The 13,672-nt window shown below is 75.2% G+C and carries 8 protein-coding genes; 2 read left to right on the top strand and 6 right to left on the bottom strand.

The window, feature by feature from the left end:
• Positions 1-143 precede the first annotated feature (143 nt).
• Complete coding sequence (locus tag PV682_RS04940; protein WP_319724411.1) at positions 144-899, top strand: hypothetical protein; 756 nt, start codon at positions 144-146, stop codon at positions 897-899.
• A 646-nt stretch (positions 900-1,545) separates the two neighbouring features.
• Here PV682_RS04940 and PV682_RS04935 read toward each other — a convergent pair.
• A complete protein-coding gene (locus PV682_RS04935; RefSeq protein ID WP_055721396.1) occupies positions 1,546-1,965 on the bottom strand; it encodes a DUF6278 family protein in 420 nt (139 codons plus the stop codon).
• Positions 1,966-2,066: 101 nt separating this feature from the next.
• Here PV682_RS04935 and PV682_RS04930 point away from each other — a divergent pair, with 101 nt between their 5' ends.
• Complete coding sequence (locus tag PV682_RS04930; RefSeq protein WP_319724408.1) at positions 2,067-4,121, top strand: SGNH/GDSL hydrolase family protein; 2,055 nt, start codon at positions 2,067-2,069, stop codon at positions 4,119-4,121.
• A gap of 71 nt (positions 4,122-4,192) precedes the next feature.
• Here PV682_RS04930 and PV682_RS04925 read toward each other — a convergent pair whose 3' ends face one another.
• From PV682_RS04925 to PV682_RS04905, 5 genes are all read right to left on the bottom strand, one after another.
• Positions 4,193-4,972 (bottom strand): exodeoxyribonuclease III, encoded by a 780-nt coding sequence (locus tag PV682_RS04925; protein WP_055725234.1) that lies wholly within the window; start codon positions 4,970-4,972, stop codon positions 4,193-4,195.
• 30 nt (positions 4,973-5,002) lie between these two features.
• Positions 5,003-5,638, bottom strand: a complete 636-nt coding sequence (locus PV682_RS04920) for an MBL fold metallo-hydrolase (protein ID WP_055725235.1) — start codon at positions 5,636-5,638, stop codon at positions 5,003-5,005.
• A gap of 77 nt (positions 5,639-5,715) precedes the next feature.
• The gene (pcaDC, locus tag PV682_RS04915) at positions 5,716-6,987 is read right to left on the bottom strand and encodes a bifunctional 3-oxoadipate enol-lactonase/4-carboxymuconolactone decarboxylase PcaDC (RefSeq protein ID WP_319724848.1); all 1,272 of its coding nucleotides are present in this window, start codon (positions 6,985-6,987) and stop codon (positions 5,716-5,718) included.
• Positions 6,988-7,341: 354 nt separating this feature from the next.
• Complete coding sequence (locus PV682_RS04910; RefSeq protein ID WP_407705600.1) at positions 7,342-9,105, bottom strand: SWIM zinc finger family protein; 1,764 nt, start codon at positions 9,103-9,105, stop codon at positions 7,342-7,344.
• Between the two features lie 1,757 nt (positions 9,106-10,862).
• Complete coding sequence (locus PV682_RS04905; RefSeq protein ID WP_319724405.1) at positions 10,863-13,652, bottom strand: DEAD/DEAH box helicase; 2,790 nt, start codon at positions 13,650-13,652, stop codon at positions 10,863-10,865.
• Between the last annotated feature and the right edge of the window lie 20 nt (positions 13,653-13,672).

Here is a 13,672-nt window from a genome sequence, read left to right as displayed (position 1 = left end):
ATGTACCTCCAGTCAAGGACCGTCCGCGCACTGTAGCCACACTGCCCCGTCTCCGACAGGGGCATTCAGGGCACTGTCATACGACTGCCACACCTCGAACACGGGTACGCCCCAGGTGTGTTCGGCCGCTAGCATGCGCGCCCATGAACGACGACGTGCGCAACATCGTCCTCGGCGTGCTGGCCGCCGGTATCAGTGCCGGGCTCGGCTGGCTGGCGCGGACGTACCTGTGGAGGCGCCGGCTCCGCCGCAAACAGGCGTTCTTCGGGCTGCCGGAGAACTCCGAGTCGCTGCTCGTCGTCAACCGCGACCCGGCGACCTCCGAGCCCGCCGTGCACCGCTTCGACGTGTTCGCCCTCCTCGAACTGGCCGCGCTCATCAAGGACTGCGGGGCGAATGTGCAGATGGTCACGCAGGACGGGGTGCAGCAAGGCTTCGGTGAGCGTACGGAGTTCTGCGTCGGCGGACCGAGTTCGAATCGGCGGATGCTCGCGCACATGTCGGCGATGCTGCCCGGCTTCCGGGTGAACATCGACCCCGAACCCGGCCCGGACCGGGGGGCGTTCCAGATCGGCACCGAGCGCTACCGCATGGACCCGGGGATCACGGAGTACGTCCTGCTGGCCCGGCTCACGACCGGTGAACGGCGCGGCACGCGGCCGGTGTTCCTCTTCTGCGGCCAGCGCGCGATCAACAACCAGGCGGCGACGCGGTACTTGGCCCGCCATCACGAGCGCCTGGCCCGCAAGTACGGCGCGGACTCCTTCGCGCTGCTCCTGAAGGTCGTCAACTCCCAGGCGTACGGCCCCGATGTGGTGGAGCTGGTGGCGGACGTGACCCGCCCGGCCCGTACTCCGCTGGTGGAACCGGCGACCCCGACGTCCCACCGGGCGACCTGAGGGACCGTCAACTGCCGTGCGCCGCACGCCTCGTACGCCGTACCCCCGGAACCAGGACGGGCGGGCCCCCGCCGCGCCTCCACGGCGGGGGCCCGCCCGTTCTCGGCAAGCCGGTCCGGCGATGCGCCGCACACCCACCCGACCCGCTCCGCGTCGAGCACAACCCGTCCGGCGCGCGGCTGACCTTCTCCCCGCACAGCGTCCGACCCGTCGTACGGACCGCCTGCACTGTGCGAGCAGTGATCTCCGGCCGCGCGTCCGGCCGGGTATGGCTCTGGTGAACTGCTGCCCCCTACGGTCCGCCCTGCGGCGGAGTCCCCGGCCCGGTCACCGTCGCTCCGGGGATGAACGATCCATCGTAGTCGAGCCCGGTCACGGCGTGGACGCCCCCCACTAGTGGCCGACGGAGCGGGCCCGGTCGGGCTCCTTCTTGCGCTTGTCGACGTCACGCAGTCCGATCAACGGATCGACGGCCATGCTCAGCCCTACTCGCTCTCAGCTGTGTGTCGTGGTCGCCGCAAACTATCCAGAGCGGACGGGACTTGAGACGCGACACGCACTTTTCGGGCATAAGCCGTATTTAACCTCTCTTTCCGGGGGCGCGTCACCCCGGACACCTCCGAGCCGCGTCCCTCCGGACACCCCGTCACGCCTCGGCGACCTCCGCGTACCACTGCGACAGCTCCGGCACCCCGCTGGCCGCCCACTCCCGGCCGGCCGTCACGACGTCGAACTCCCGCCCCGAGCCCAGCCGTACGACGGGTTCGCCGCCCGGCCAGAAGGCCCACTCGGCGCCCTCCACGGTGCGCACGACGACCGTGCCGAGGTAGAGCCCGGCGTCGTTGCCGAGCCACGTCAGCGTCTCCTCGTCGTCGCGCCAGCGCGGCAGCAGCTGGTCGAGTGCCTCCAGGGAGCGGGCCGTGTCGTCGAGCCGGACGCCCGCCTCCTCCGCCTGGGAACGCAGGAGTTCACACTCGGAGAGCAGTTCGGCCACGCCCTCGGGGTCCGCGTCCAGCAGCGCGCCCGCAGCCCTCTTGCGCCTGTTGCCCAGGAAAGGGATGTTCATACGCCCAGCGTGGCATTCGCACCGTCGTCCGCACCACAGGCGCGCGGGCACCCGCGTCCACCGTCCCAGTACGATCATCGGACGACAGGAGAGGGAGAGACGTGCACCGGAGGGCCTGGGCGTTTCCGCTGATCGCGACCCTGCTGCTGGCTCCCCAGACCGCCGCGCGCGCCGGTTCGCGCGCCCCGAGCGCTCCTCCCGTACCCCTGGAGAGCCACTTCGACAACCGGGGTATCAGCGCGGACGACCGCCCCTCCGGCGCGGACCTCGACGGCAAAGGCGCCTCCCTGTCGGCCTCGGCCCTCGCGTCGGCGGGCTGGCCCCCCGGCCGCGCCCTGACCGTGCACGGCACCCGCCTGACCTGGCCGGCGACCGCCCCCGGGACCCCGGACAACGTCCTCGCCGACGGCCAGCGGGTGACCGTCCCCGGCCGGGGCGACGCGCTCACCTTCCTCGTCACGAGCACGGCGGGCCACACCGCGCGCGGGGAGGGCGAGATCGTGTACGCCGACGGTACGCGCGCGCCGTACGGCCTCGCCGCACCCGACTGGCGCCGGGGCTCCCGCGCCACGAAGGCGGTCACCCTCCCCCACGTCAACACCCCCGCCGGCCGCCGCCTCGCACGCGCGCGCCTGTACGCCGTGACGGTCCCCCTGTCCCCGGCCCGCACCGTCGCCTCCGTCCGCCTCCCCGTCGCCTCCGGCCTGCACGTCTTCGCCCTCGCGGTCCGCGCGAACCCCGGCCCCTGGACCGGCACGTGGGCCACCGCCCAGTCCGGCCTCCCCGCCGAGGGCCCGTGGACGGACCGCACGCTGCGCCTGGTCGTCCACACCTCGGCGGGCGGCGCGCGCGTACGGCTGCGCTTCGACAACACGTTCGCCGCGGTGCCGGTGCGGATCGGGGCGGTGACGGTGGCACTGCGCGCGCGGGCGGGAGGGGCACTGGCGGCGGGCCACCCCGGCGGAGGGCCGGGCACAGGGGCGTCCGAGGCTGAGGCGAAGGGGTCCGGCGAAGGCGCGTCGCGGGCGGGCACAGGTCCTGCCGGGGCGCAGGGCGTGGCGGACCGGCCGGCCGCCGAGTCCGCCAGGGAGGCGCCCCGGACCGCCGCGCCCCGCTCCACCGGGGCCCCCGGCCCCACGCCGCCCGTGACGGCCCCGCAGGGCCCCGCCGGGGCTCCGAGCCCGGGCCCGGAGCCCGCGGCGCCTGACGCCGCCCCCAGCGGCCCCGGAGCGGCCGTGGACGGGGTCCCGGTGCCCGTGTCCTTCGGCGGGGCGACCGGCGTCGAGATCCCCGCCGGGACGCGCGCCGTGAGCGATCCGGTCGGCCTCGTCGTGCCCGCGGGCGCCGATCTGCTGGTCAGCTTCCATCTGCCGGGAACCGTGACCGCGCTCCCCACGCACCGGTACGCCTCGCAGCGGTCGTACCTCAGCGCGCCGGGCGATCACACGGCGGACCGCACGGGGGCGGCGTACGCCCCGGAGCTCACCGGGTGGCCGCTGCTCGCCGGGGTCGACGTCGCCGGGGGACCCGGGAGCGTCGTCCTGCTGGGGGACTCGATCACCGACGGCTACCTGTCGACGACGGACGCGAACCGGCGGTGGCCCGACGGGCTCGCCGCGCGCCTGCGCGGGCAGCGGGCGGTGCCCCGGTACGGCGTGCTGAACGCCGGGATCGCGGGGAACCGCGTCGCCGCCGACGGCTATGCCGGGGACGGCGTCTCGCCCGTCTCGTCGGGGGTGTCGGCGCTCGCGCGGCTGGAGCGGGACGTGTTCGCGCAGCCGTCGGTGCGGACGCTGGTCGTCTTCGAGGGGATCAACGACCTGCGCCGGGGCGGGACTTCGGACGACGTGACCGACGGGCTGCGGGAGATCGCCGAGCGGGCTCGTACGCGCGGGGTACGGGTACTGGGCGCGACGCTCCTGCCGTGCGCCGGGGACCTGAGATGTACCCCTGAGGTCCAGGAGCGGCGCGAGGAGGTCAACGCGTGGATCCGGGACGGCGGCGCCTTCGACGCCGTCCTCGACTTCGACGCCGCGCTGCGGGACCCCGCCGATCCGAACCGGCTGCTGCCCGTGTACGACAGCGGGGACCGGCTGCACCCTTCGGACGCGGGATACGCGGCGCTGGCTGCGGCGGTGGACCTGACGGAGCTGTGAGGGAGGCGTACGGACCGGGAGCGTCACCGGCGCGCCCTCGCGACGGCGCCTCCCTCTCAGGTACTCCCCGGTTACACCTCCAGGTCGACGACCACCGGCGCGTGGTCCGACGCGCCCTTGCCCTTGCGCTCCTCGCGGTCGACGTACGCGTCCTTGACGGCCTTCGCGAAGGGCTCGTTGCCGTAGACGAGGTCGATGCGCATGCCCCGGTTCTTGGGGAAGGCGAGCTGGCGGTAGTCCCAGTAGGTGTACGGGTGGTCGTACTTGAGGGGGCGGGGTACGACGTCCGTGAGGCCGGTCTCGCGCAGGGCCGCGAGGGCCGCGCGCTCGGCCGGGGTGACGTGGGTGAGGCCCTCGAAGACGGCCGTGTCGAAGACGTCGTCGTCGGTGGGGGCCACGTTGTAGTCGCCGAGGACGGCGAACGGGCGGCCCCCCTGCGCGTCGCCCGTGACGGCCGCCTTCAGCGCCTCGAACCACTGGAGCTTGTACGCGTAGTGCGCGTGGTCGACCTCGCGCCCGTTCGGCACGTACACCGACCACACGCGCACCGGACCGCAGGTCGCCGACACCGCGCGCGGCTCCTGCGCGCCCTCGTACTCCGGGCCGCCGGGCAGGCCCTTGACGACGTCCTCAAGGCCCACCCGGGAGAGCACCGCCACGCCGTTCCACCGGCCCGTCGCGTTCACCGCGGCCTCGTACCCGGCCTCGCGCAGGGCGTCGAACGGGAACTGCTCCTCGGCCAGCTTGGCCTCCTGGAGGCACAGCACGTCCGTGCCGCTGCTCTCCAGCCAGGCCAGGAGCCTCGGGAGGCGGGCGGTGATCGAGTTCACGTTCCAGGTCGCGATGCGCATGCCTCACAACCTACCGGGCCCCACCGACAGTCACAGCGAGGTGCTCTCCCCGGGCGCCAGCCGCCCGTGCTCGGCGCCGCCCAGCGCGCCGATCTGGTTGTCGTAGATGGGCCGGGCGAGGTCGGTCAGGAGGGCGTCGTGGATGTCGTACGCGCGCGCGGGCTTCACCTCGCGGACGTAGTCGATCACCTCGGAGATCTTGCTCCAGGGGGCCATCACGGGCAGCATCAGCGTCTCCACGGCGTGGTCCGGGACGGTGAGCGCGTCCCCGGGGTGGAAGACGCGGCCGTCGTCGATCAGGTAGCCGACGTTCGTGATGCGCGGGAGGTCCGGGTGGATCACGGCGTGCAGCTCGCCGTGGACCTGGACGTCGAACCCGGCGGCGGTGAACGTGTCGCCGTGCCCGACGGTGTGCACGCGCCCGGGGAAGGCCGCGGCGAGTTGCTCCGCGACCGCGCGCAGGGTCCAGATCTCCGCCTCGGGGTTCGCCTCCAGCGCGGCCCTCAGGTGCGCCTCGCTGAAGTGGTCCGGGTGCTCGTGGGTGACCAGGACCGCGTCCGCGCCGACGGCCGCGTCCGCCTCGCTGAACACGCCCGGGTCGAGGACGAGGGTGCGGCCGTCCTTCTCCAGGCGGACACAGGCGTGCGACTTCTTGGTGAGCTGGATGGACTTCGTCATGGGTCCATCCTGCATCGCCGGAAGGGGGACGGAGTCGCGGGCGGTAGTACCTGAGAGGGAGAGCTCTACTCCTGCGGTGTGGTCTCCTCGCGGATGACCTGCTGGGCCACCCGGAACGCGCTGTTGGCCGCGGGCACCCCGCAGTACACGGCGGCGTGCAGCAGGACTTCCTTGATCTCGTCCGGGGTGAGGCCGTTGCGCAGGGCCGCGCGCGTGTGGAAGGCGAGTTCGTCGAGGTGACCGCCCGCGACGAGGGCCGTCAGGGTGACACAGCTGCGCGCACGCCGGTCGAGTCCGGGACGGTCCCAGATCTCCCCCCAGGCGTACCGGGTGATGAACTCCTGGAAGTCGCCGGAGAAGTCGTCGGCCTGGGTCAGCGCGCGGTCCACGTGCGCGTCGCCGAGCACCTCGCGGCGGACCTTCAGACCTGAGTCGTACGGGTCGGGGCGCCCCATCACCTGGTCGGTCGCGACCGGCGGGGCCGGGGCGATCTCGGCGATCGGGGCGGGCTGCTGCGGAAGGACCACGGGTATCCCCGGTACCGCGGTCTGACCCGTGTCGTACCCGGGCTGCCAGGCCGTCGAGAAGTGCCGCACCAGCAGATCGGTGACGGCGGCCGGCTGCTCCACCGGTACGAGGTGCGAGGCGCCGGGTACGACGGCGAGGCGCGCGTCCGGGATGCCCGCGACCAGCGTGCGCGCCTCCGCGGGGCCGGTGACCTGGTCGTCGGAGCCGACGAGGACCAGCGTCGGGACGCCGACCATGCCCAGTTCGTGCCGCACGTCGAAGGCCGCGAGGGCCTCGCAGGAGGCGATGTAGCAGCCGGGGTCGGTGGTGCGGACCATCTGGACGGCCCAGTCGGTGATCGCGGGCTGCGCGGCGGCGAACCCGGCCGTGAACCAGCGGTCCGGGGAGGTGCGGGCGATCGGGTCGAGGCCGTTCGTGCGCACGATCACCCCGCGCTGGCGGAACTCGTCGGCCGTGCCGAACCGGGGCGAGGAGGCGATCAGCGCGAGCGAGGCGAGCCGTTCGGGGTGGCGCAGGGCGAGTTCGACGCCGACGGCGCCCGCGAGCGCGCAGCCCGCGAAGCCGAAGCGCTGCACCCCGAGCGCGTCCAGGGTGGCCAGCAGGCGCGCGGTCAGGTCGGCGACCGAACCGGCGGGGTAGGCGGGGGCGCCGCCGTGGCCGGGCAGGTCGAACCTGAACACCCGCCACTGCTTGGTGAGTTCGGGAATCTGCCGGTCCCACATGTGCCACGTCGTGCCGAGCGAGGGTCCCAGGATGAGGACGGGGGCGTCGTCCGGCCCGTCGAAGCGGTACTGGAGGGTCGGCGTCACCGGCCCGGCCGTCGGCGGGGCCGCGGGCACGGCACCGGCGGGCAGCGCGTTCCCGACGACGGCCGGCAGCACGGCCGCCGGCAGACCCGGGATCGCGGTCGCGGGGGTGGGGGTCTTCGTCTCACTCACCGCTCCACGCTAACCGCCCCGCGCCCCACCCGGCCCACGGCCCCCTCCAACTCCGCGCGCTCCCGCGCCGTATCACCGCATCACGCCCGGGGAACTGCTACAGGGTCTTCACTGGACGTACGGCGACACAGGGCGCGTACGGGTCGTAGTACGCGGGTCGTAGTACTCCAGAGGGACGGGGCTGCCCCTGAGGTACCCGTGACCGGGCCGCCGGGTTCGCCCCTCTCACTCCTCTCCCTGCGGGTTCGCCGTCGACAGCGCGTCCACCGGGTCGTACGCGGGTGCTCCCCGGGGCCACCAGTCCTCGTCGCCCGGCTCCGATTCGTACGCGTACCACAAGCCGTCCTGGCCGTACCGGAGTTGGACGTGGCCGACGGGGTGGGTGAGGTGGTTGCGCCAGGGGCGGAACGCGGGGCGGCCGGTAGCGAGGAGGAGGGGGCGGGCCCGGTCGAAGCGGCCTGCGGGCGGGTCCCAGGGGTCCTCCAGGACGGCGAGCCCATCGAGCCCGCCCTGGCGCCAGGCGGCGACCGCGCGGGCGAGGTCGCCGGGCGTGCGGCCGGTGGCGGCGGCGAGGGAGGAGTACAGGGCGCGGGTCGCGGCGGTGAGGCCGGAGCCGGGGCGGGCGGCGGCCAGGCGTACGGCGTCCTGCCACAGGGTGAGTTCGCCGACCGGGTCCTCGCCGGTCGCGAGCAGCGCGTGCGCGCGGGCGGCGGCGTCCGTGGCGAGCTGGTCCAGCGCGAAGGCGTCCGGGCCGTCGGGGACGGACGGGTACGCCGGGGGCTGCTCCGGGTGCGGCGGCACGGGCAAGGGGGCGGGCAGGGGCGGGAGTTGACCGCGCCGGGCGACCGCCTCGGCGGCGCGGACGCCGGGCAGGTCCTCGGTCTCGCCGTTGCGCGCGGCGCGGGCCGCGTGCGCGGCGCTACGGCGGGCCAGCGTGTCCAGGAGGTCGCGTTCGCCCCGGCCGCGCAGCAGGAGCAGGACGAACGGGTCGGCGTCCAGCAGGCGCGCGGTCTGGTAGCAAAGGGCCGCCGCGTGCTTGCACGGGTGCCCCCGGTCCGGGCAGCTGCACTGCGGCTCCAGCTCTCCCGCCACCGGCAGCAATGGCACCCCGCACTCCGCCGCCAGCGCCGGCGGGACCTCCTTGTCCAGCAGCGCGGCGAGCTGTCCCGGCCGCTCCACCGCCGCGCCCAGGAACCGCTCCCAGTCGTCCGCCTCCCACGTCCGCAGTCTGACCTGCACCCGGTACGGCCTCGGCCGGCTCCCCTGCACGTACGCCAGCACGGACCCGGGCGTCACCGTGATCGCGTCCACCCTGCCGCCCTCCGCGTACCCGCGCCCCCGCAGAAGCCTCGCCGCGTCCAACGCCCCGCCCTCCAGCGCGGCCACCCACGCCTCGCCCCACCAGGTGCGCGCGAAGGGGGCGTCCTGGACGGGGAGGGCGGGGAAGGTGCGCCGGAGATCACCGTCGCGGGAGGGGGAGGCCATGGTCCGGGGGATGTACGGGGTTTGCGCCGCGCGGGGCGCGGAGGGGGCCGGGGCGGAGGAACGGAACGGGGTCGCGGGCTGAGCCGGGGAGGCATGCGGTAGGGCCGAGGGGCCGTCTGCGGGCGCGGGGCGAGACCGGGGAGAGGCGTGCGGTGCCTCCCACGACGCGCCGGAGTCCCCGGGCTCGGTCCGGGGAGAGACAGGCGGCACGGTCCAAGGTCCACCGGAGCGCGCGGACTGCGCCTGGAAGGGGGCGTGCGAGGCAGCGTCAGGCTCATCGGCAGGCGCGGACCGGGCCCCGAGAGAGACGTGCGGTTCGAGGTCGGGCTCGCCCGAGGGTGCGGGCTGGGGCCAGGAGGGGGCGTGCGAGGCAGCGTCAGGCTCATCGGCAGGCGCGGACCGGGCCCCGAGAGAGGCGTGCGGTTCGGGGTCGGGCTCGCCCGAGGGTGCGGGCCGGGGCCAGGAAGAAGCCTGCGGCGCGGTTCGGAAATCGTCGGCGCGCACGGACTCAGCCCGGGGAGAAGCACCCGGCACGGTCGGGGCGGCGTCGGCGAACGCGGGTGCTTCTCCGGGAGAGGGCTTGTCCGGGAGGGCGGAGGACTGTGGCGCGGTTGAGGATCGGGGCCGGTCGAAGGCCGGGGCTCCTGAGGTGGCCGATGCCGGGTCCGAAGCCGAGTCGTGAGCGCCGGCCGAGCCCGAAGCCTGTGCCGAATCGTGAGCCCAAGCCGCGTCGGAAGCCGGAACCGGGCGGAGAGCCGCACCGGAAGCCGGAGGCGCGTCAGGAGTCGGTACCGGGCGGGGAGCCGAGCCGGAAGCCGGAGCCAGGCCGGGGGGTGACGCCGGGTCGGAAGCCGGAACCAGGCCGGGAGTCGGCGCCGGGCGGGCCGGGGCGGCGGCTGTTGTCGGCTCCGGGGAGGCCGACCGGTCCGGCTCCGCCGGCGTACCCGCGCGCGGCTCCGTTGCCGGGACCTGCCCCCGGTCACCGTACGGCGCGTCCGCCCCGGCACCCGGCAGCGCTACCGCGTCCGCGAGAGACACCCCCTCCGAAGATGTGTCCTCCTTCCCGCCCGCCCGCGCCTCCAGGTCACCGGTATCCCGCGCGCCCCCGCTCTCGGTCTCCTGATCTTCGTCCACCGCCGGCATCCGGAAAGCCCCGTCCAGCCAGCTCTTCAGATCCCGCGCCCGCTCGCCTGTGACGGAATCCCCTGGCACTGCCCCGCCCCGTACCGCCCCACCGCGCACCGCCGCACCGCGCCCCGCGCCACCCCGCACCGGCTTCCGCCGCTCCTGAGCCGCCGCCTCGCTCTCCTCCCGCATACGCGCGCGAGCAGCCCGCAGCGCCTCTCGCGCGGCAGCGGCGGGCTTCGGGACGGCAACGGGGTCCACGGCCTCGGCGGAGCCGGCGTCAGGAGTCGCCGAAGCCCCGCGCGCACCGGACAGCGCCCCTTCCCCGGGATCACCCTCACCGGCCGCGCGCCGCCCGTCCCCGGCCCCGGAAGCAGCCGGGGAACCACTCACACCGGCAGAGGCCCGCGCACCACCGGAAGCCGCCTCGCGCGCCGCGATCCGCGCACCACCGGAGACCACCCCACGGGCTGCGGACTGCGTGCCACCGGAGACCACCCCACGGGCCGCGATCCGCGCACCACCGGCAACCACCTCACCGACAGAGGCTCCCGCGCCCCCAGATGCCACCTCACCGGCACTGCCCTCCCCCGCCGCCTCCCGCCCGGCAGCCGCCTTCCGGGCCGCCAACGCCTCGCGCAGCGCCGCGCGGGCCGCGTCCCCTGGCCGCGCCGCCCTCTCGCCTCCCGGCGACACCGGACGCCCCGAACCAGCCTCCCGTGCCGCGCCCTCGCCATCCGCCCGCGCGGGAGCCCCTTCTTCTCCGCCCACTCGCGCGGAGCACGTCTCCTCCGCACCCGCGCGCAGGGAACTCGCCTCTCCCTCGCCCGCCCGCGCGGAACCTGCGCCTTCCCCGTCCGCCCCCACGGAACTCACCTCCTCGCCACCCACCCGCGCGAACCCTGCGCCTTCCTCACCCGCCCGCACCGAGCTCGCCTCCGCCTCGCCCGCCCGCTCGGAACCCTCCTCCCCGCCCACCCGATCCGCCCCCTCCACAACGTCCGCCCACGCCTTGACAACCGCCCCCACGCTCAGCACCTCCGCACTCCCGTCCACGCCCTCGCCGTCCCCCCGAACCCTCCGCGCCTCCCGCAGCGCCCGCCGGGCCGCCTCCGCGGGGCTCATCGACTCCCCCATCACCCCTCCCTCCGCAACGACACCAGGTCGGACAGCTCCCGGTCGGTGAGTTCTGTCAGGGCCGCCTCCCCGCCCCCGAGGATCGAGTCCGCGAGGGCGCGCTTGCTCTCCAGCATCTCGGCGATCCGGTCCTCGACGGTCCCTTCGGTGATGAGCCGGTGGACCTGGACGGGCTGGGTCTGCCCGATGCGGTACGCGCGGTCGGTGGCCTGCTCCTCGACGGCGGGGTTCCACCACCGGTCGACGTGGATGACGTGCCCCGCGCGCGTGAGGTTGAGCCCGGTCCCGGCGGCCTTCAGCGACAGGACGAGCACGGGCGTGGCCCCGTCCTGGAACCGGTCGACCATGCGCTCGCGCTCGGGTACGGGCGTACCGCCGTGGAGGAGTTCGACGGGGACCGCGCGGGAGGCGAGGTGGGCGGTGACGAGGCGGGCCATCCCGACGTACTGCGTGAAGACGAGGGCTGAGCCGTCCTCGGAGAGGACCGTGTCCAGCAGTTCGTCGAGGAGGGCGAGTTTGCCGGAGCGGCCGGGCGGGCCGGGGTCCTGCTTGAGGTAGAGCGCGGGGTGGTCGCAGATCTGCTTGAGCGCGCCGAGGAGCTTGAGGACGAGCCCCCGGCGGGCCATGCCGTCGGACATCTCGATGGCGAGCATCGACTCGCGCACGACGGCCTCGTACAGCGCGGCCTGTTCGCGGGTGAGCGGGACGGGGTGGTCGGTCTCGGTCTTGGGCGGGAGTTCGGGCACGATCCCGGGGTCGGACTTGCGGCGGCGCAGCAGGAAGGGCCGCACGAGGCGCGCGAGGCGTTCGACGGCTTCCGCGTCCTCGCCGTTCTCCACCGCGCGCGCGTGCCGGGAGCGGAACGCCTTGAGGGGGCCGAGGAGTCCGGGGGTGGTCCAGTCGAGGAGTGCCCACAGTTCGGAGAGGTTGTTCTCGACGGGGGTGCCGGTGAGCGCCACGCGCGCGGGCGCGGGGATCGTCCGGAGGGCTTTGGCGGTCGCGGAGTGGGGGTTCTTCACGTGCTGCGCCTCGTCGGCGACGACCATGCCCCAGGGCTGGTCGGCGAGGGCGGTGGCGGCGGAGCGCAGGGTGCCGTAGGTGGTGAGGACGAAGCCGCCGGTGAGGCCGTCGAGGGTGCGGTCGGGGCCGTGGAAGCGGCGGACGGGGGTGCCGGGGGCGAACTTGCCGATCTCGCGCTGCCAGTTGCCGAGGAGGGAGGCGGGGCAGACCACGAGGGTGGGTTCGGGGCGGGCGCGTTCGAGGTGCAGGGCGATGAGGGTGACGGTCTTGCCGAGTCCCATGTCGTCCGCGAGGCAGCCGCCGAGGCCGAGGGAGGTCATCAGGTCCAGCCAGGCGAGGCCCTTCAGCTGGTAGTCGCGCAGGGTGGCTTTCAGCCCGGCCGGCGGCTCGGCGGGCTGTACGCCCGCGGTGAGGCGGTCGCGGAGGGCGGCCAGCGCGCCCACGGGTACGGCCTCGACGGTTTCGCCGTCGATCTCCGCGCTGCCGGTCAGCGCGACGGACAGCGCGTCGACGGGGTCGAGGAGGCCGAGTTCGCGTTTGCGGGCCTTGCGGACCAGTTCCGGGTCGACGACGACCCACTGGTCTCGCAGTCGGACGACGGGGCGGTGGGCCTCGGCCAGGGCGTCCATCTCGGCCTCGGTGAGCGGGTCGTCGGCGAGCGCCAACTGCCAGTGGAACTTGAGGAGTTCCTCGCCCTCGAAGAATCCGGTGCCGTCCGTCGCCGAGCCCGGGGCCGAGCGGACGACGGCGGTGGCGGTGAGGTCCTGGGCGAGGTCGCGGGGCCAGTGGACGGCGACGCCCGCCTGTGCGAGCCGGGCGCCCGCGCGGCCGAGGAGGTCGGTCAGCTCCTCCTCGGAGAGGGCCAGCGCGTCCGGCGCGTCCCGCTCGGTGAGGCGGGCCAGCGGGGGCCACACGCGCGCGGCGCGCCGTACGGCGAGGGCGGCGTCCACGCGCGCGCGGGGGCCGAACGCGGCTTCGGCGGCGCCCGTCCACAGAGCGGAGGCGTCGGTCACGAGGGTCGGGTCGGCGAGGCTGTGGACCTGGACGATCGCGGCTCCCGCGCGGGCGGCGTCCTCGCTGTCGTCGAACACGGCGGACGCGGAGAGGTCGAGGCGCAGCGAGATCCGTACGCCCGCGTCGCGCCCGGCGGCGACCTCGGCGGCCCAGTCGCGGGCGCCGGGCAGGCGCTGGGGGCGCTGGTCCGCGAAGGGGCGGCCGACGGTGTGGGGGGCGGCGGGGGTGCGCGGGAGGGTGTCGGCGACGGCGTCCAGGAAGGCCCGCACCAGTGGCTCGGGGTCGGGCAGGCGCAGGGGTCCGGGGCCGGGGAGCGGTACCGCGTGGCCCTCGTACGGCAGGGCGGCGGCAATCGCGCGCAGGTGCGCAAGGTCCTCGGGGTCGAGGGGGCCCGCGCGCCAGGCGTCGTCCCCGGCGGGGGTCAGGCCCGGCAGGAGGCGCCCGCGCGCGACGAGCCGCAGCGCGTGCAGTGCGGCGGCGCCCCAGCAGGCGGTGGCGGGGTGGGCGGCGGGGTCGCGGCGGGCCCGCACCAGGACGGGCAGGGCGCGCTCCACGGCCAGCGACAGCGCCGGGGCCTGCCGGCGGCGGGCCCCGGCCGCGCCGTGCGGCCGTACGACCGTCAGGTCCGTGATGTCACCGGCGGGCAGCGGGCCGTCCTCGGGGTCCCAGAACGCGACGCGGCCCGCGCGGGGCAGCGGGGCGGGCAGGAAGACGGCCGCCAGCCGCGAGGGCACCTCCACAGCCTGCTCGTCCATGCGCTTCGTCCACCTCCGCC

The organism is Streptomyces niveiscabiei, from assembly GCF_033794345.1.
GTDB lineage: Bacteria > Actinomycetota > Actinomycetes > Streptomycetales > Streptomycetaceae > Streptomyces > Streptomyces niveiscabiei.
The sequence above is the reverse complement of the archived record's forward strand: the minus strand, read 5'-3'. Positions and strand labels throughout refer to the sequence as shown.

Coding starts and splice junctions, on each gene's coding strand:
- PV682_RS04925 (WP_055725234.1), bottom strand. CDS start 4,972: ATGCGCATCGCGACCTGGAACGTGAACTCGATCACCGCCCGCCTCCCG.
- PV682_RS04935 (WP_055721396.1), bottom strand. CDS start 1,965: ATGAACATCCCTTTCCTGGGCAACAGGCGCAAGAGGGCTGCGGGCGCG.
- PV682_RS04940 (WP_319724411.1), top strand. CDS start 144: ATGAACGACGACGTGCGCAACATCGTCCTCGGCGTGCTGGCCGCCGGT.
- PV682_RS04905 (WP_319724405.1), bottom strand. CDS start 13,652: ATGGACGAGCAGGCTGTGGAGGTGCCCTCGCGGCTGGCGGCCGTCTTC.